This is a genomic window from Paracoccus gahaiensis, assembly GCF_005048225.1.
GTDB lineage: Bacteria > Pseudomonadota > Alphaproteobacteria > Rhodobacterales > Rhodobacteraceae > Paracoccus > Paracoccus gahaiensis.
The window spans coordinates 152,966-169,084 of sequence record NZ_SUNI01000004.1; the positions used below are offsets into that span (position 1 = coordinate 152,966).

A 16,119-nucleotide genomic window follows, 5' to 3' on the forward strand; every position below is an offset into this window, starting at 1 on the left:
GTGACCCTGACCAGTATCGGTGACCAGGCCCGCGCCTATGCGCTGCTGACCGCCTCGACCCGCGCCCGAACGACCCTGGCCACCCTGACCGAGGAGCTGGCGACCGGCCGGGTGGCCGATCCGGGCCGGCGCCTCGATGGCAAGACCCGCGCCCTGAACGAGATCGAGGGGCGGATCGCGATGACCCACCAGCTGTCCCTGAACGGGCGCGAGGCCGATATCCGGCTGCAGGCGGTGCAGGATATGTTCGGCGGCATCCGGGCCGAAACCCGGGATCTGGGCATCGCCCTGGCCACCGATCCCTTCCTCGGCGACCCGATGATGCTCGAGACTCGGGCCTCCGACGCCATGAACGCGTTCGACGCCGTGGTGCGGCGGCTGAACGGCATGAACAGTAGCCGTTATCTGATGGCCGGCGAGGCTGCCGACACGGTTCCGCTGTCGCCCTCCGCGGCCATGCTCGATCGGCTGGAGGTGCTGACCCTTGGCCTGACGACCGCGGCAGAGGTCGCGCAGGCGGTGGCGGACTGGTTCGATGCCCCGGCGGGTGGCGGCGGGTTTCTGGACGAGGCCTATCACGGCACGACCGGCCCGGCGCAGCGCATCACGGTCGGTGAGGGCATTTCGGTCGAGATGGCCACCACCGCAGCCTCGCCCGCCATCCGTGAGCTTCTCAAGGGGCTGGCCACGACCGCGATCGTCGCGCGCGGCACTCTGGCGGCGGTCCCCGATCAGCGCCTGCAGTTGCTGGTTCTGGGCGGCAACATGATGGTCGCGGCCGACACGGCCGTGCTGGGTGAAATGGGCCGGGTGGGCCAGGCGCAGCAGACCGTCGAACGTGCACAGGTTGCCAGTGGCGCCAGCCTGACCACGCTGGAGCGGGGGCGCGGCGATCTGCTGCGTGCCGATCCGATGGAAACCACGGCTGCCCTGACCGAGGTCCAGTCCCAGCTCGAGGCGATCTATGCCGTGACCGCTCGCCTGTCCCGGCTGAAGCTGACGGAATTCCTGCGATGAGGATTGCCCTGCAGGCGCTGGTCCTGTGGCTGGCCTTCACCCTGTCGGCCTTCGCGGTGCCGGTGCGCATCAAGGATCTGGCCGATTTCGACGGGGTCCGGGGCAACGACCTTGTGGGCTATGGCCTGGTGGTGGGCCTGGACGGCTCTGGCGACGGCATGCGGAATGCCCCCTTCACCGAGGAAATGCTGGCCGGTCTGCTGGAACGGCTTGGCGTGAACGTCACCGATGATGCGCTGAGGTCCAAGAACGTGGCGGCGGTGATCGTCACCGCGGCCCTGCCGCCCTTCGCCCGGTCGGGCAGCCGGATCGGCGTGAACGTCTCGGCGATCGGGGATGCAAAAAGCCTGCTGGGGGGCACGCTGGTCATGACGCCGCTCAAGGCTGCGGACGGCAATATCTATGCGGTGGCGCAGGGCTCCATCATCGCGGGCGGGGTCGCCGCCCAGGGCGATGCCGCACGTGTGGTGGAAGGCGTGCCGACCACCGGCACGATTCCGGCCGGCGCCCGGGTCGAGCGCGAGGTCGAGTTCGACTTCGCCAGCGTCGACAACATCCGGATCGCGCTGCGCAATGCCGATTTCACCACCGCGACCCGGGTCGAGGATGCGATCAACCGCGATTTCGACCGACAGTTGGCCGTGACGCTGGACAGCGGCACGGTCGTGGTGAACTTCCGCAATCTGGGTGAGGTGAACCCGGCCCGCGTCGTGGGCCGGATCGAGAACCTGATGATCGAGCCCGAGGATCGGGCCAAGGTCGTCATCGACCACAAGTCCGGCACCATCGTGGTCGGAGAGCGGGTGCGGATTTCCCGCGTCGCGGTCTCGCAGGGCAATCTGACGCTGCGGGTGGCCGAGGCCCCGCTGGTGGCCCAGCCCAACCCGTTCTCCGAGGGCGAGACGGTGACCGTGCCCCGCACCGATGTGGAACTGCGCCAGGAACCGGGCATCGGCTTTGCCGAGGTGGCCGGAGAGACCAATCTCAGCGATCTGGTCGAGGGGCTGAATGCCCTGGGGGTGCGCCCGCGGGACATGATCGACATCCTGAAATCGATCCATTCGGCCGGGGCGCTGCATGCGGATCTGATCGTCGAATAGCGCCTAGCCGCGCAGCGCGCCCGACAGGGCCGATAGTGCCAAGGCCGCCGTTCCAGCCCTCGTCTGCCGATAGAACCGCCCCTGCCGCATGGCCCAAAGCGCCTGCGGCCCGGGGCCTGTCAGCATGCGGTGCAGGTGATCCAGGCTGGTGCGGCTGTCCGGGGGAAGATCCAGCGGATCAAGGCTGGCGTGGTTGGCCTGCAGCCAGGTCCCGAAATCGCCGGCCAGCAGCTTGCGCAGCCGGGCGGTCAAGGCCGGCAGCGTGTCGTTGCGCCCGACCTCGCTGCGGGGGTGCTGGCGATAGAGCAGCGCGGGCCGGGGATCGTGAAGGATCCTCGCTCCGAAGGCCGAGGTCACCTGATAGGCCCACCAGTCATGGGCGACGACCTCGGCCTGCTGCGCATGGGGGGCCGCCCTCTGCAGCAGTTGCACGGCGGCCGGATTGTAGACCGAGGTGTTGCCCGCCATGCAGGCCTGCACCAAGGCGTTGCGAAACCCCAGGGGGCGATGGAAATGCCGCGATTCGGCAATGGGATGCAGCGTGGCATCGGTGATGATCGTCCGTGCGGCGTAATGGGCCGGGCCCGCGCCGGAGGCCAGGGCCTCGACCGCGCGGGACAGCTTGTCGGGGTGCCATTGGTCGTCCTGATCGCAAAAGGCGGCCAGGGCCCCCGGAGGAACCTGCTTCAGCAGCGACAGGAAGTTCTGCGTCGCCCCGCGCCGGGGGCCGTCGACCAGCGTGACGCGACCCGCCGCATGGCGCGCGGCAAAGCGGTGCACGCCGTCGCGGGTTCCGTCGGTCGAGCCGTCATCGGACACGATCAGCGACCACGCCTCGTGGCTCTGGGCCGCGATGCTGTCCAGTTGCACGTCCAGATGCCCGGCCCCCTGATAGCTGGCCAGCAGGATCACGACGTGAGGCTGCGGCATGGCGGTTCCTTTCGCTGCAACGCCGAAACCCGAAGGCGCCGAGGCCTTCGGGATCGGGTCGGTTCTGGCCGCTCGGGGGGCCGAGGGCAAGCCGTGTCAGCCGGGCTGGCGGGCAATGTCCTCGATCAGGACGGCGGTCAGGGGCAGGTCGGTAACCGTCTGGCCGGCCTTCAGCAGGCTTTCGCGCAGCAGGGCCAGGTTGCGGTCTGCCGTATAATTGCCGTCGAACCCGCCGGTATTGGCATGGATCATCAGCGCCCGCAGCAGGGCGTCGCGCAGGGCATGTTCCTTCGTGGCAAGGGCGGGCGCGCTGGCCGCGTCGGTCTGCAGCGTCAGCGTCAGGATCATGATGTCGCGCATGTCGCCCTGACGCACCAGCGGCACGAAGAACTGGGTCGGAAAGGTGAACCAGCCGGCGTCTCCGCCGGCCGACTGATCCCCCGCGTCATGCCCCCCGCTTTCGCCCTGATCCTCGGCTGAGGCATGCTCCTCGGTCGCGTCAGGCCCTGCGGTCGTGTCCTCGCCTTCGGCGGCATCATGCGCGCCCTCCTCGGCCGGCGCTGGGCCGCGCAGCATGTCGCCGCCGAAGGCACCACCGACAAGGGCCAGGACCGGCAGGGCGAGGGGAATGAGTTTGCGGATCACGGGCATACCTCAATAGGGCAGGATGATATCGGCGATCTGCTGGCCATAGCGCGGCTGCTGCACATCGGTGATCTGGCCGCGCCCGCCATAGGAAATGCGGGCGCCGGCAATGCGGTCATAGGCGATCTCGTTGCTGCGATCGATGTCGGCGGGTCGCACGAAGCCGCTGACGGTCAGCTCGCGGATCTCGAAATTCACGCGGACCTCCTGGGTGCCTTCGATCTGCAGCGTTCCGTTGGGCAGCGTGTCGACCACGGTCGCCGCGACGCGCAGGGTCAGCTCGTCGCGGCGGGTGATATTGCCGGTGCCCCGGTACGAGGACGAGGACGAGGCATCGGCAAGATCGTCGAAGCTGGCGCCTTCGGGCAGCTTGTCGGACAGGCGTTGCGGGATGCCGACCATCTGCGGGATCGACAGGCTTTCCCCCGAGGTCCGGTTGCGTCCCGAACTGTTCGAGATATTGGCGCTGTCGTCGATCTCGATCACCACGGTCAGGATGTCGCCCCGCAAGGCTGCCCGCCGGTCGCTGATCAGCGAGGATTGCGTGCCGGCCCAGAGCGAGGCCGCCGCCTCGGGGCGCCCCGAGTCCAGCGGCAGGTGCAGCGGCGGATTGGTCATGGCGAGGAACTCCTCGGTCTCGCGCGGCGAGCTCAGCTCGGGCGGGCGGCCGACATGGGCGGCGCGGGCACATCCCGAGACGGCAAGCGCGAGGCACAAGAGATGCAGGGGGGTCATCGGATCTCCTTTCACGGGGTCACCGCCAAGGTGCCGTCGGGCATCACCTGCGCGGTGACGGTGCTGCGCGCGGCCATGTTCATCACGCGGATCAGCTCTCCGGCGGCGCCATCCGACAGGGCGCGCCCCTCGGTCTCGATGCGCAGCGCGCCGCGATGAAAGGCCAGGCGCACGATCTGGTTGCGGGTGATCAGCCGCGGCGGCTGCAGCATGTTGGCATGCAGCGGCCGGCCTTCGTAGACGGTGATGCGGGTCTGCAGGCCGATGGCGGCGGAGGGGTCGGTCAGGCCGGGGCGGTCGGTGTCGATGACGGTCAGGTCGGCGGCGGCGATGATGCTGCCCGCGGGCAGGGTGCGCGCCGCCCCCAGGCCGCCCGCGACCGCCGCACCGGGCAAAAGCGCCAGTGCCAGGACCAGCACGCGCATCACCGCACCTGCGTGGTCGCGCCGAGCATCTGGTCGGCGGCGGTGATGACCTTGGCGTTCAGTTCGTAGCCACGCTGCGCCTTGATCAGCTCGGTGATCTCGCGCACGGCATCGACCGAGCTTTCCTCCAGATAGCCCTGCCGCAAAGTGCCCAGCCCGTCCTGGCCCGGCGCCACGACCTGCGCCCCGCCCGAGGCGGCGGTCTCGATGAACAGGTTCGATCCGATCGCCTCAAGCCCCTTCTCGTTGGCAAAGCCGGCCAGGGTCAGCTGGCCCAGCATCTCGGGCTCGATCCGGTCGCTGAAATAGGCAAAGACCTCGCCGCCGGCGCTGATGGTGATGGTGCGGGCATCGTCGGGAATGGTGATGTCGGGCACCACCGGATAGCCGTCCGAGGTCACGACCTGCCCTTCGGCCGAGCGCTTGAGCCCCCCGTCGCGCGTATAGCCCGAGATGCCGGCGGGCAGGGTCACCTCCAGATAGCCGTCGCCCTCGATGGCCAGGTCCAGATCGCCGCCGGTCTGGGTCAGCGCGCCCTGCTGCAGGTTCACGCTGACGGCGGTGGGGCGCACGCCCAGGCCCAGCTGGACGCCCGCCGGGATGACCGTGCCATCGGCGGCGGTCACGCTGCCGGGGCGGGCGGCCTGCTGGTAATGCAGGTCGGCGAATTCGGCGCGCCGAGCGTTGTAGCCGGTGGTGGACATGTTGGCGAGGTTGTTCGAGATGACCTCGACGCGGGTCTGCTGGGCGCTCATGCCGGTGGCGGCGATCTGCAGGGCTCTCATGGCGGCTCCTTATCGGGTCATGGCGGTGATCGCGCCGCGGATCCGCTGATCCTCGCGATCCAGGAAGCTCTGGCCCAGCTCGTAGGCGCGCTGGACCTCGATCATGCGGGTGATCTCGAAGACCGGATCGACATTCGACTCCTCCAGAAATCCTTGGCGGATGCGACCGTCGATGACCGGTTCGGGTTCGCCCTGAAGGGTGAAGGCGGTGCCGCCCTGCCGGGTCAGATCGACCCCCTCGGGGGGGCCGAACAGGCCGATCCGCCCGAAGGGCAGCCCGTTGGAGGACAGCGTTCCGTCAGGCCCGACCGCCACCGTGCCGGCACCTGCCGGCAGGATGATCGGGCCCTGCCCCTCGTCCAGCAGGCGGTGGCCCTCCGAGGTCATCAGCTCTCCCTCGGGCGAGGGGGTGAAGGCGCCGGCGCGGGTCAGGCGCAGGCCGTCCGGCGCCTCGACCAGGAAGAATCCCGCGCCCTCGATCGCCAGGTCCAGATTGTTGTTCGTCTGGGTCAGCACGCCCTGGGTCAGGTCCAGCAGCCTGCCGCGGGCATGGGCCATGGACAGCGTGTCCCCCCGGCGGTCCAGCGCGGCCAGATGTTCGGCGAAGATCACGCCCTCGCGGCGGAACCCGGCGGTGTTGGCGTTGGCGATGTTGTTGGCGACGACACGCATCTCGGCCATCAGGCCGGACTGGCGGGACAGGCTGGCGTAGATGGCATTGTCCATGTCAGCTGCCCGCGATCAGGGGAATGATCTCGCCCAGGTAGAAATCCGACAGGGCGGTGGTCATGAAGCTCATCGAGACCCAGAAGACGACCAGCATCAGCCCCACCTTGGGCACGAAGGTCAGCGTCATCTCCTGCACCGAGGTCAGCGCCTGGAAGAGGCCGATCACCACGCCCGCGACCAGCGCCACCCCCAGCATCGGGGCCGAGATGCGGACCGAGATCAGCAGCGCCTGGCGCAGCATGTCGAAAAGGACCGTCTCGCCCATCACACGGGCATCCGCAGGATATCCTGATAGGCCTCGACCACCTTGTCGCGGATCGCCACGACGGTGTTCAACGTCAGTTCGGCCTCGGCGATGGTCTGGACCAGCTGCTGGGTGGTGACGCTGCCGGTCATCGCTCCGGTCGAGACCTGGTCGACCATCGCCATCTGGGCGGCGAAATCCTCGGCGGCCTGACCCACCCGTTCCAGGGTGCGGGATCCCGCCCCGGCGTCGGGGGCCACGGCCTGGCGGGCGGCGGAATAGGCGTTGGCGGCATTCAGTCCGGAGAGCATGGCGGCACCTTTCTAGCGGCGAAGAAGATCAAGAAGCGACGCGCCCATCTGGCGGGTCTGTTCGAACATGCGCAGGTTGGCCTCGTAGCTGCGGCCCGCCTCGCGGCTGTCGGCCAGCTCGATCACCAGATCGACGTTGGACCCGTCGTAATAGCCCTCCGGGTCGGCCATCGGATGGGCGGGGTCGTGGATGCGCGGCAGCAGCGTCTGGTCCAGCCGCATCCGGCCCGCCACCACCTCGCCGGTCGGGCGGCCCAAGCGCACCGCCTCCTCGAAGGTGACCATCTTGCGGCGATAGCCGGGCGTGTCGGCATTGGCGATATTCTCGGCCGTGTGGCGCAGGCGCTCGGTCTGCGCGCGCATGCCCGAGGCGGCCAGGCGCAAGGGCGTGATCGGATCGGTCATCGGCGTCCCTCCCTATCTGCGGCCCAGGCTGGCGCGCATCAGGTCCAGCCCCGAGCGATAGACGGCCAGCGACAGGTCGTGATGGCGCTTGACCTCGGCGGCGCGCACCATCTCCTCCTCCAGCGAGACCGAGTTGCCGTTGGGCGAGACGGGCCCGGCGACCTGGATCACCCGGGCGCCCTCGGACGACCAGTCGGGCCTGTCCAGATGGCGGGGGTGGCTGACCTTCAGGGGCGCCTCGCCCCGGTCGCGCCGATAGGTTTCGCTGAAATCCTGAAGGTCGGTGGCCCGGAAGCCGGGCGTGTCGGCATTGGCGATGTTGCGCGCCACCTCGATATGGCGCTGCTGCACGTGCAGCCCCATCGCCCGGGCCATCCGCATCATCTCGATCTGGTCAAACATGAGGCTTCTCCTCAATTGCGCTAAACCCGGTCTTAACCTGCAGAGGTTTAGAAATCGTTTCGAGGATGCCGCCCGCATCGCCCGAAAAGGATCGCCCGATGGATAAACTTGACTCGATCGCCCGCCGCCTGTCGCAGCTGCGGCTGGTCACCTATCACGGCCGCGTCCAGTCGATCCGCGCAGGCCTGATCAGCGTCGAGGGGCTGAACGACCGCGCCTCGGTGGGCGATCGGGTGCGCATCGCGCTGACCGAGGGCGATCTGGGCGCCGAGATCGTGGGCCTGACGCCCCGCAGCGCGCAGGTCCTGCCCGAGGGCCCGATCGAGGGCCTGTCGGTGGGCGCCGCGGTCGAGCTGCTCTTCGCGCCGCGAATCGCGCCTTCGGACGACTGGATCGGGCGGATCATCGATCCTTTCGGCCAGCCGCTGGACGGGCGCCCGCTGCGCCCCGGCCCGGTCGCGCGCGGCTTTCGCAGCGAGGCACCCGATGCCGTCACCCGCCGCCGTCTGGGGGGGCGGCTGGCCACCGGGCTGGCGGTCTTCGACACGCTGCTGCCGCTGGTGGCGGGGCAACGGATCGGGCTGTTCGCGGGCTCGGGCGTGGGGAAATCCTCGCTTCTGTCGCAGATGGCGCAGGGCGTGCAGGCCGATGTGGTGGTCATCGCCATGATCGGCGAACGCGGCCGCGAGCTGCGCGACTTCGTCGAGACGACGCTCGGCCCCGAGGGGATGGCGCGGGCGGTGATCGTCACCGCGACCTCGGACCGCTCGCCTCTCGTGCGGCGGCGCTGTGGCTGGGCCGCGATGACCGTGGCCGAGCATTTCCGCGACCAGGGCCGCCACGTGCTGTTCTTGGCCGATTCGATCACCCGCTTTGCCGAGGCGCACCGGGAAATCGCCCTGGCGGCGGGCGAGCCGCCCAGCTATCGCGGCTTTCCGCCCTCGGTGTCGAACATGATCATGGGCCTGGCGGAACGCGCCGGGCCGGGGCCCGAGGGGTCGGGCGACATCACCGGGATCTTCAGCGTGCTGGTGGCGGGGTCGGACATGGACGAGCCGGTGGCCGACATCCTGCGCGGCACGCTGGACGGCCATGTGGTGCTGGACCGCGCCATCGCCGAGCGCGGGCGCTATCCGGCGGTGGACGTGGTGCGGTCGGTGTCCCGCTCTCTGCCCGATGCCGCCAGCGCGGTCGAGAATGCGCTGATCGCCCGCGCCCGCGCCGCCCTGGGCGCCTATGCCGATTCTGAACTGATGATCCGCGCGGGCCTTTACGCACCCGGATCGGATGCCAGACTGGACGAGGCGGTTCGGCTGTTCCCGCAGCTGGACGATTTCGTGACCCGCCGCTGCGCCTCGGTTGCCGACAGCTTTGGCGCGCTGGAGGCGGCCCTGCGCCTGCCCCTGCGGGCACGGGCCTGATGGCGCGGCCATGCAACCATCTTGAAAACCGGTGCGTTGTGAGGCTAATGAATGTTAGAATTCCTCCACTGGGCATTGCACCCCGAATCCCGATTTGCAACTGTCCGGTTGCCGAGAAAGTAGGGGCGGAATGGCAATCACTGAGTATTTTGTCCGGTTTCTTCAAAGGCGTGACACCCTGCCGGAACGCGATCTGGCCCGCCTAAGGTCTCTGCGAACCGAGCATGTGAGCTTTGCCCCCGGAGAGGTGATCGTCCCTGCCGACCGGTTGGCTAAGCGCAGCTGCATGATGCTGCGCGGCATGTCCGCGCGGTCCCACAAGCTGGTGGGACGTCCCGACGAGCGCGTGATCACGGCCCTGCATGTGCCCGGCGATTTCGTCGATCTGCATGGTTTCGTGCTGGCCGGTCTGGAACATGCCGTGGTCGCGGTGGGCCCCGCCGAGGTCGAGTTCATCGACCACGAGGAACTGACCGAGATCACCGAGAACTTCCCGCATCTGACCCGGCTTTTGTGGATGGCGACGCTGATCGACGCGGCGGTGCATCGGCAATGGCTGGTGGCGGCCGCCTCGCTGCGCTCCAGCGCGCATCTGGCGCATCTTCTGTGCGAGATCTACAGCCGGCTGAACGCGGTGGGGGCGGCGGCCGATCACCGCTTCTCGCTGCCGCTGCTGCAACGAGAGCTGGCCGACATCCTGGGCTATTCGCCCATCCACGTGAACCGGGCGGTGCGCGATCTGCGCGACCGGGGGCTGATCCGCTGGTCAGGGGCCGATATCCGTATCCTCGACTGGAAGGGCTTGGCGATGCTGGCGCGGTTCGACCCGGCCTATCTGGACATGGAACGGCAGAGCCGCTGAGGCGGCGCTATTCGCACAGCCGCCAGCCGCCGTTGCGGGCGGCGATGTCCAGATGCAGGTGGTCGTCATGGGCCGCGTTCGAGCCCGGGCCCAGAACGGTCGTGAACATCAGGCAGGCCGTGCCGCGCGCCGCCGCCAGAAAGCTTTCCTCGGGATCGCCGTCGCCAAGCCGGGGCTGCACCGGCACCGGATCGGCCCCTTCGAAGACGAAGCCCATCACATCGACCGCATTGCCATAGCCATGTTCCGAGGGCTTGGGATCGGTCGCGCCCGTGCCCACGCGGGTGCGGCACTGATAGGCGGGGCCGGTCTGCAGCGCGGTCAGCCGCCGTCCCTCGGGCAGCGCGGCGGCGGCGGGGCGCAGGAATCCCTGCGCCCACAGCGCCAGCGACCGCGCCGTGGCGCAGCGCATCACCGGGCTGCCGGTCAGCTCGACGCCGGGCAGGATCTCGGTCACCCGGAGGGGCCGGGCGATGCCGCAATCGCGGTTGTCGGGATCGGTGACGGGCGGCTCGGGGGCGAAGCGCGTGCCCAGCACCCTCAGCGCCATGCGGCAGGCGGCATGGTCGCCATCGCTTTCGGCCAGGGTGAACCAGACCGGCGGGGCAGGGGGGCCGAAGGGCTCGGCGGTCGCGGCAGCAACCTCGCCGGCCTCCTCGGCGGAGGTGGTTTCGTCCTCGGCGGGGGGAATATCGGCAGATGGCGGGCCGGACGGGGCGTCGTCCTCGGCGGCAGGCACGGCGGCTTCCTCTGCGGGGGGCAAAGCCTCGTCGGAAACCAGTTCGTCAGGGCGTTCGGGCGGACGTTCGCCCTCGGGCAGCGCTTCGACCGCCTCGGCGGCGGGCGGGCGATCCTGCGCCCCGGCGGGCAGGGCCGCCGCCAGCGCCAGGATCAGCGCCAGCGGCCGGGCCGCGCTCACGGCTGCGCCTCGTCCGGCAGCGGGACGACGAAGCCCTCGGGCAGGGCGCCGGTCAGGGCGTCGCTCAGCGGATCGCCCGCAGGCGGCGTCGCCGGCGCGTCGGGCGCGGTCGATTCGGTCGTGTCCTGTGGCCCGACCTGCGGCGTGGGTGCGGCCGCCGCGGGCGCTGCGGCCACCGGTGCGGCCAGCGGATCGGGCAGGGCCAGCGGCTGCTGCGGGTCGGGGGTGACGGGCTGCGCGGTGCCCTCGGGCAGGGCGATGGCGGCGACCGGGGGCGTGGTGGCGCGGCCCGCCCCGGTGACCTCGGCGATGGTGACGCCGCTGTCGAGGAACTCGACCGTGGTCCCGCCGATGGCGACCATGCGCGCCAGCTCCTCGGCATCCCAGTTGGTCAGCCGCACGCAGCCGTTCGAGGCGTTCTGGAACAGCTGCGAGGGCGTGGGCGTGCCGTGGATGCCGTAGGTGGGCTTGGTCAGCCCGATCCAGACCGAGCCCACCGGCCCGTTCGGCCCCGGCGGAATGACCAGCGGCGTGTCGTTGCCCGCCTGCCGGAAGTTCACGTCCGGGTTGTAGGTATAATTGGGGTTGATCGCCACGTTGCGCACCTGATGCGTCCCCGCGGGCGAGGGCGTGGCGGTCGAGCCGATGGTGGCCGGGTAATCCGCCACCATCTGCCCGCGCGCGTCATATCCCGCGACGCGGCGGTTGTCCTTGTCGATGATGATCCGCGTCACCTGTCCGCGCAAAGGCGGATTGGGCGCCATCACCCGGATGGTCGCGCCGGGCACCATGGCGATGCCGGGATTCAGGAAGGCGATGAAGCGCTCGTCCATGTGGAACCGCTCGCCCAAGCGCTCGGCGACGCTGGTATGGGACAGCTCGGCCATCAGCGCCTTTTCGGCGTAATCGGTGGGGATCGACGCGACCAGCCCCGCCGCATCCTCGGGCGTGATCACATAGAACTGGGTGACGGGCCGCGTCGCATAGGATTGCAGCAGGTTCCAGACATGGGGGTCCATGATCCCGTCCTGCGGCAACCCGGTGCGCCGCTCAAAGGCCTTGATCGCGCTCTGGCTCATGCCGCCCTTGAAGCCGTCGATCACGCCGGGCGAGGTGCCCGAGCGGTCCAGCAGCATCTGCACCTTGGCCGTCAGCGCCGAGCGCCCGCCGGGCAGATCGCCCCCGCCATATTGCGCCGCCTCGATCTGGTCGGCGGTGAAGGGCAGGTCCTGCTGCTGCGCATGGGCGGGCAGGGCCAGGCCCAGGGCAAGACACAGGGCCAGCGCGAGTCGGGAGGCGTAAGAGCGGGTCATGAAAGCTCCATTTGTCTGCAACACAGCATCGGCCATATGGCGGATATCTGCCAGAGGAACCATCCCTCACGTTTCGGACAGAAGAGTCTTGCGTTCCACTCTGCGGAATGGCAGCCTGCATGGTGGAACTGGGAGGAGTTTTCACCATGACTGCACCGTCTTTCACGGCGTTGATGGCGGGCGGGCTGATGGCCGCGCTGGCCACGTCCGCCGCCGCCGAAACCGTCCTCATCTATGGCGAGCCGGGTCCCAACCGGGGCGCGCGGGCCGAGGCCACGCAATGGTTCGCCGATCAGGTGGCCGAACAGTCGGGGGGCGACCTGCGTCTGGACATCACCTGGGGGGGCGCGCTGTTTTCCGAACGCGCCGCCGTGCAGTCGCTGCGCGACGGGGTAGCCGATCTGGGCAGCGTCATCGGTGTCTACTTCCCGCAGGATCTGGTGGCCTATGGCATCGCCGACCTGCCGCTGGACAATCCCGACCCCTGGGTGGGGATGAAGGCCACCGACGCGCTGATGCGCAACAACGAACAGATCCAGGCCAACCTGGCCGCGCAGAACCTGGTCTATGTGGGCACCTACACCACCTCGGCGGTGCAGATGGGCTGCAAGGGGCCGGCGGTCACCTCGGTCGACCAGCTGGCGGGCAAGAAGGTCCGCGGCGTGGGCGCCTATGGCCAGACCTTCCGCGACCTCGGCGCCACGCTGGTCGACATGACCGTCTACGAGGCCTATCAGGGGCTGGAGAACGGGCTGATCGACTGCACGCAGACCTATTCCTATCTCGTCGCGGCGCTGAAGTTCGACGAGGTCTTCGACAGCTACACCTTCATCGACTGGGGCCAGGTCGGCGCGCTTGGCATCGTCATGAACAAGGCGATGTACGACAACCTGTCGCCCGAGCAGCAGCAGGTCGTGATGACCGCCGGCGAGGGGCTGGCGGACGAGTTCGGCCGCATCATCGGCGAGGCGAATGCCGAATCGATCGCCATGCTGGAAGAGGCCGGGAAGGAGATCGTCAGCTTCTCGGACGAGGACCGCGCCCGCCTGACCGAGGCCGCCCAGCCCTATCTGGACGACTGGACCGCCCGCGCCGATGCGGCGGGCCTGGACGGGGCCGCCCTGCTCGAGGAATATCGCGGCCTGATCGCGCAATATTCCGAGGAACTGGACAGCCAGGGCTATCCCTGGGATCGTGGCTGATCCCATGCGCCTGATCGAACGGACCCTGCTGGACCTGGCCGTCCTGGCCCTGATCGCCCTGGGCGTGGTGATCTTCGCCAATGTGGCGATGCGCGCGGTGCTGGGCTCCAGCGTGCCCGACGCGATCATCATCGTGCGCGAGCTGATGGTCGCGGCCATCATCCTGCCCGTGGCGGCGGCGACGGCGGCGCGCAGCCACGTCGCCGTCACCTTCGTCAGCGACCGGCTGCCGGTGCGCCGCCGGTCGCAGCTGATCGTGCTGGGCCATGTGGTGGGCCTGCTGGCGCTGGCGCCGCTGATCTACGCCTCGTGGCGCGTGACGGCGCAGACCTACGGCTCGGGCGAGTTCTACTATGGCGACCTGAACCTGCTGCGCTGGCCCGGCGTGGCCCTGTTCCTAACGGGGCTGGTGCTGACCTGGGTGCGGCTGGCGATCCTGCTGGTGGGCGACCTGGCGCAGTTGCGGCGCGGCGACGCGATCCTCGACGCTGACGGAAACGAGGTGATCTGATGGATGCCATGACGATCGGCCTTGTCGCGATGGCGGCGGTCCTGGTGCTGCTGGCGGCGCGCGTTCCCATCGCCTTCGCCCTGGCGGGCGTGGCGGGGGTCGGCACCTTCCTGGTCTATGCCACCCGCGCGGGCGGCTGGATGCCCGAGCGGGCGCTGAACCCGACCAGCTCGGTCCTGTTCTCGAACTTCTTCGACCTGGTCCATTCCTACGACCTGTCGATGGTGCCGCTGTTCGTGGCCCTGGGCAACATCGCCTTCTATGCGGGCATCACCACGCGCATCTACGACGCCGCCGCCGTCTGGCTACGGCAATTGCCGGGCGGCGTGGCCATGGCCTCGGTGCTGGGCTGCGGCGGCTTCTCGGCCATCTCGGGATCGTCCATCGCCTGCGCCTCGACCATGGGCCGCATCTGCGTCCCCGAGATGCTGCGCATGGGCTATGACCCGCGCCTGGCGACATCCTCGGTGGCGGTGGGCGGCACCTTGGGCTCGCTGATCCCGCCCTCGGTCCTCTTCATCCTCTATGGCATCTTCACCGAGACCTCGATCGCGCAGCTGTTCCTCGCCGGCATCCTGCCGGGCCTGCTGTCGCTGGCCGGCATGCTGCTGGTCATCGCCTGGTGGGTCGCCCGCGATCCCGCCGCCGCCCCGCGCGGCGAGGCTTCAAGCGCCAGCCGGATGGAGGCCGCCCTGGCCGCCTGGCCCGCCGTGCTGCTGTTCGTCGTCATCGTCGGCGGCATCTATGGCGGCATCTTCACCGCGACCGAGGCCGCGGCCGTCAGCGTCGTGCTGACCACGGCCATCGGCTTCGCGCAGCGCCGCCTGACGCTGGACGTCTTCTGGCGCGCGATCCGCGAAAGCCTGACGCAGACGGCGGCGATCTTCCTGATCGCGGGCGCGGCCAAGATCTTCGTCAGCTTCGTGGCCCTGACCGGCATGGCCGGCGCGGTCGTGGGCTGGGTCGCGGATGCGGAGCTGTCCTTCGCCATGCTGATGGTGGTGGTGGTGGTGATCTATCTGGTCCTGGGCATGTTCCTGGACCCGATCGGCATCATGGTCCTGACCCTGCCCTTCATGGTCCCGCTGGTCGAGGGCTATGGCCTGAACCTGATCTGGTTCGGCGTCATCGTGGTGAAACTGCTCGAGATCGGGCTGATCACCCCGCCCGTGGGCCTCAACGTCTTCGTGGTCAGCAACGTCACCAAGTCCGTGGGGATCGACAAGATCTTCGCAGGCGTGACGCGGTTCCTGGCCATCGACATGCTGGTCCTGGTGCTGCTGATCCTCTTCCCCGTGATCTCGCTTCTGATCCCCGGATCGATGTGATGTCCGATCCCCGCCCGGCCTACGAGCAGGACCGCGCCTTCGCCAGCACGCTGGCGCGGGGCCTGTCGGTGCTGCGTGCCTTCCGGGCGGGGGATGACGGGCTGACCAATTCCCAGATCGCGGAACGCACGGGCCTGCCGAAATCCACCGTCTCGCGGCTGACCTTCACGCTTGGCTGCCTGGGCTACCTGACGCAGCCGCAGCGCGCCGACCGCTATCGCCCCGGCCCCACGCTGCTGGCGATGGGCCATGTGGCGGCGGCCTCGCTGGCCTTTCTCGATCCCGCGCAAGAGATGATGCAGGCCCTGGCCGACCGCACCGGCACGCTGGTCCTCTTTGCCGTGCGCGACCGCGACAAGGTGGCGCTGATGCGCACCTGGCGCCCGCAGCGCGTGGCCTCGATCTGGCTGGAGGTCGGGCACCGCCTGCCGGTGGGTGCCTCGTCCTCGGGGCTGGCGGTGCTGGGCGCCACGACCCAAGCCGAATTCGCGGGCCTGCTGGAAGACCGGCCCGAGGACCCCTTGGACGGCGGCACCCTGCAGGACCTGCGGCAGGAAGCGCGCGCCCAGTTGGTCGGGCAGGGCTATACCGTGGTGCGGCGCGACCTGCGCCACACCCGCACCATCTCGGCCGTGTCGGTGCCCTTCCGCTCGCCCCGGCTGGCGGGACCGGTGGCCTTTTCCTGCGGGGCGTTGGACGACGTGCTGCCCGACGACCGCATCACGGCCGAGGTCGGCCCCGCCCTGCGCGACACCGTCGCCCGCCTGCAACGCCTCGTGGGCACCCAAGGCAGCCCCGCCTGGCCCGGCACGCCCACCGACTGAAGGACACGCTC

At 69.3% G+C, this 16,119-nt stretch carries 20 protein-coding genes; 8 read left to right on the forward strand and 12 right to left on the reverse strand.

The genetic code is table 11. The features are described 5' to 3' along the window. Positions 1-1,017 (forward strand): hypothetical protein, encoded by a 1,017-nt coding sequence (locus FA743_RS06975; protein ID WP_136885151.1) that lies wholly within the window; start codon positions 1-3, stop codon positions 1,015-1,017. After that, on the forward strand, positions 1,014-2,117 hold the full coding sequence (locus tag FA743_RS06980) for a flagellar basal body P-ring protein FlgI (protein WP_136885152.1): 1,104 nt from the start codon (positions 1,014-1,016) through the stop codon (positions 2,115-2,117). The genes FA743_RS06975 and FA743_RS06980 overlap by 4 nt, the downstream gene beginning before the upstream one ends. Before the next feature lie 3 nt (positions 2,118-2,120). Here the strand turns inward: FA743_RS06980 and FA743_RS06985 are convergent, their stop codons facing one another. From FA743_RS06985 to FA743_RS07030, 10 genes are all read right to left on the reverse strand, one after another. Further along, positions 2,121-3,047 (reverse strand): glycosyltransferase, encoded by a 927-nt coding sequence (locus FA743_RS06985; RefSeq protein ID WP_136885153.1) that lies wholly within the window; start codon positions 3,045-3,047, stop codon positions 2,121-2,123. 96 nt (positions 3,048-3,143) lie between these two features. Next, on the reverse strand, positions 3,144-3,692 hold the full coding sequence (locus FA743_RS06990) for a hypothetical protein (RefSeq protein WP_136885154.1): 549 nt from the start codon (positions 3,690-3,692) through the stop codon (positions 3,144-3,146). 9 nt (positions 3,693-3,701) lie between these two features. Next, complete coding sequence (flgH, locus tag FA743_RS06995) at positions 3,702-4,427, reverse strand: flagellar basal body L-ring protein FlgH (protein ID WP_136885155.1); 726 nt, start codon at positions 4,425-4,427, stop codon at positions 3,702-3,704. A gap of 11 nt (positions 4,428-4,438) precedes the next feature. After that, positions 4,439-4,852 carry a flagellar basal body P-ring formation chaperone FlgA gene (gene flgA, locus FA743_RS07000; RefSeq protein WP_136885156.1) on the reverse strand — a complete coding sequence of 138 codons (414 nt, stop codon included), beginning with the start codon at positions 4,850-4,852 and terminating at the stop codon, positions 4,439-4,441. Beyond that, entirely contained in the window at positions 4,852-5,637 is a 786-nt protein-coding gene (gene flgG, locus FA743_RS07005; RefSeq protein ID WP_136885157.1) for a flagellar basal-body rod protein FlgG, read from the reverse strand. The genes flgA and flgG overlap by 1 nt, the downstream gene beginning before the upstream one ends. A 9-nt stretch (positions 5,638-5,646) precedes the next feature. Then, entirely contained in the window at positions 5,647-6,363 is a 717-nt protein-coding gene (locus FA743_RS07010) for a flagellar hook-basal body complex protein (RefSeq protein WP_136885158.1), read from the reverse strand. A 1-nt stretch (position 6,364) separates the two neighbouring features. Next, on the reverse strand, positions 6,365-6,631 hold the full coding sequence (locus tag FA743_RS07015) for a flagellar biosynthetic protein FliQ (protein ID WP_135311835.1): 267 nt from the start codon (positions 6,629-6,631) through the stop codon (positions 6,365-6,367). After that, complete coding sequence (gene fliE / locus FA743_RS07020) at positions 6,631-6,921, reverse strand: flagellar hook-basal body complex protein FliE (RefSeq protein WP_136885159.1); 291 nt, start codon at positions 6,919-6,921, stop codon at positions 6,631-6,633. The genes FA743_RS07015 and fliE overlap by 1 nt, the downstream gene beginning before the upstream one ends. Before the next feature lie 12 nt (positions 6,922-6,933). Continuing rightward, on the reverse strand, positions 6,934-7,326 hold the full coding sequence (gene flgC, locus FA743_RS07025; protein ID WP_136885160.1) for a flagellar basal body rod protein FlgC: 393 nt from the start codon (positions 7,324-7,326) through the stop codon (positions 6,934-6,936). A 12-nt stretch (positions 7,327-7,338) separates the two neighbouring features. Continuing rightward, positions 7,339-7,728, reverse strand: coding sequence for a FlgB family protein (locus tag FA743_RS07030; protein WP_136885161.1), 390 nt, complete (start codon positions 7,726-7,728; stop codon positions 7,339-7,341). Between the two features lie 98 nt (positions 7,729-7,826). Here FA743_RS07030 and FA743_RS07035 point away from each other — a divergent pair, with 98 nt between their 5' ends. Next, positions 7,827-9,149 (forward strand): FliI/YscN family ATPase, encoded by a 1,323-nt coding sequence (locus FA743_RS07035; RefSeq protein WP_136885162.1) that lies wholly within the window; start codon positions 7,827-7,829, stop codon positions 9,147-9,149. A gap of 130 nt (positions 9,150-9,279) precedes the next feature. Next, on the forward strand, positions 9,280-10,011 hold the full coding sequence (locus FA743_RS07040) for a Crp/Fnr family transcriptional regulator (protein WP_136885163.1): 732 nt from the start codon (positions 9,280-9,282) through the stop codon (positions 10,009-10,011). A 7-nt stretch (positions 10,012-10,018) separates the two neighbouring features. Here FA743_RS07040 and FA743_RS07045 read toward each other — a convergent pair whose 3' ends face one another. Both FA743_RS07045 and FA743_RS07050 read right to left on the reverse strand, forming a co-directional pair. Then, on the reverse strand, positions 10,019-10,930 hold the full coding sequence (locus FA743_RS07045; RefSeq protein WP_136885164.1) for an extensin-like domain-containing protein: 912 nt from the start codon (positions 10,928-10,930) through the stop codon (positions 10,019-10,021). Then, a complete protein-coding gene (locus FA743_RS07050; protein ID WP_169308802.1) occupies positions 10,927-12,243 on the reverse strand; it encodes a L,D-transpeptidase family protein in 1,317 nt (438 codons plus the stop codon). The genes FA743_RS07045 and FA743_RS07050 overlap by 4 nt, the downstream gene beginning before the upstream one ends. A 146-nt stretch (positions 12,244-12,389) precedes the next feature. On the opposite strand from FA743_RS07050, the gene FA743_RS07055 reads away from it, so the two are divergent. Genes FA743_RS07055 through FA743_RS07070 form a run of 4 tightly spaced genes read left to right on the forward strand, consistent with a single transcriptional unit; the run spans position 12,390 to position 16,108 of the window. Then, positions 12,390-13,445, forward strand: a complete 1,056-nt coding sequence (locus FA743_RS07055; protein ID WP_246054866.1) for a C4-dicarboxylate TRAP transporter substrate-binding protein — start codon at positions 12,390-12,392, stop codon at positions 13,443-13,445. A 4-nt stretch (positions 13,446-13,449) separates the two neighbouring features. Further along, on the forward strand, positions 13,450-13,956 hold the full coding sequence (locus tag FA743_RS07060) for a TRAP transporter small permease (protein WP_136885278.1): 507 nt from the start codon (positions 13,450-13,452) through the stop codon (positions 13,954-13,956). Beyond that, positions 13,956-15,284: a TRAP transporter large permease gene (locus FA743_RS07065; protein WP_136885166.1), complete on the forward strand. Its 1,329-nt coding sequence runs from the start codon at positions 13,956-13,958 to the stop codon at positions 15,282-15,284. The genes FA743_RS07060 and FA743_RS07065 overlap by 1 nt, the downstream gene beginning before the upstream one ends. After that, positions 15,284-16,108 (forward strand): IclR family transcriptional regulator, encoded by an 825-nt coding sequence (locus FA743_RS07070; RefSeq protein ID WP_136885167.1) that lies wholly within the window; start codon positions 15,284-15,286, stop codon positions 16,106-16,108. The genes FA743_RS07065 and FA743_RS07070 overlap by 1 nt, the downstream gene beginning before the upstream one ends. Positions 16,109-16,119 lie beyond the last annotated feature (11 nt).

What these genes read in the sequence shown, in the direction of transcription:
- FA743_RS06980 (WP_136885152.1), top strand. Translation starts at nt 1,014, where the DNA reads ATGAGGATTGCCCTGCAGGCGCTGGTCCTGTGGCTGGCCTTCACCCTG.
- FA743_RS06985 (WP_136885153.1), bottom strand. Translation starts at nt 3,047, where the DNA reads ATGCCGCAGCCTCACGTCGTGATCCTGCTGGCCAGCTATCAGGGGGCC.
- flgH (WP_136885155.1), bottom strand. Translation starts at nt 4,427, where the DNA reads ATGACCCCCCTGCATCTCTTGTGCCTCGCGCTTGCCGTCTCGGGATGT.
- flgA (WP_136885156.1), bottom strand. Translation starts at nt 4,852, where the DNA reads ATGCGCGTGCTGGTCCTGGCACTGGCGCTTTTGCCCGGTGCGGCGGTC.
- flgG (WP_136885157.1), bottom strand. Translation starts at nt 5,637, where the DNA reads ATGAGAGCCCTGCAGATCGCCGCCACCGGCATGAGCGCCCAGCAGACC.
- FA743_RS07010 (WP_136885158.1), bottom strand. Translation starts at nt 6,363, where the DNA reads ATGGACAATGCCATCTACGCCAGCCTGTCCCGCCAGTCCGGCCTGATG.
- FA743_RS07015 (WP_135311835.1), bottom strand. Translation starts at nt 6,631, where the DNA reads ATGGGCGAGACGGTCCTTTTCGACATGCTGCGCCAGGCGCTGCTGATC.
- fliE (WP_136885159.1), bottom strand. Translation starts at nt 6,921, where the DNA reads ATGCTCTCCGGACTGAATGCCGCCAACGCCTATTCCGCCGCCCGCCAG.
- flgC (WP_136885160.1), bottom strand. Translation starts at nt 7,326, where the DNA reads ATGACCGATCCGATCACGCCCTTGCGCCTGGCCGCCTCGGGCATGCGC.
- FA743_RS07030 (WP_136885161.1), bottom strand. Translation starts at nt 7,728, where the DNA reads ATGTTTGACCAGATCGAGATGATGCGGATGGCCCGGGCGATGGGGCTG.
- FA743_RS07035 (WP_136885162.1), top strand. Translation starts at nt 7,827, where the DNA reads ATGGATAAACTTGACTCGATCGCCCGCCGCCTGTCGCAGCTGCGGCTG.
- FA743_RS07040 (WP_136885163.1), top strand. Translation starts at nt 9,280, where the DNA reads ATGGCAATCACTGAGTATTTTGTCCGGTTTCTTCAAAGGCGTGACACC.
- FA743_RS07050 (WP_169308802.1), bottom strand. Translation starts at nt 12,243, where the DNA reads ATGACCCGCTCTTACGCCTCCCGACTCGCGCTGGCCCTGTGTCTTGCC.
- FA743_RS07055 (WP_246054866.1), top strand. Translation starts at nt 12,390, where the DNA reads ATGACTGCACCGTCTTTCACGGCGTTGATGGCGGGCGGGCTGATGGCC.
- FA743_RS07060 (WP_136885278.1), top strand. Translation starts at nt 13,450, where the DNA reads ATGCGCCTGATCGAACGGACCCTGCTGGACCTGGCCGTCCTGGCCCTG.
- FA743_RS07065 (WP_136885166.1), top strand. Translation starts at nt 13,956, where the DNA reads ATGGATGCCATGACGATCGGCCTTGTCGCGATGGCGGCGGTCCTGGTG.
- FA743_RS07070 (WP_136885167.1), top strand. Translation starts at nt 15,284, where the DNA reads ATGTCCGATCCCCGCCCGGCCTACGAGCAGGACCGCGCCTTCGCCAGC.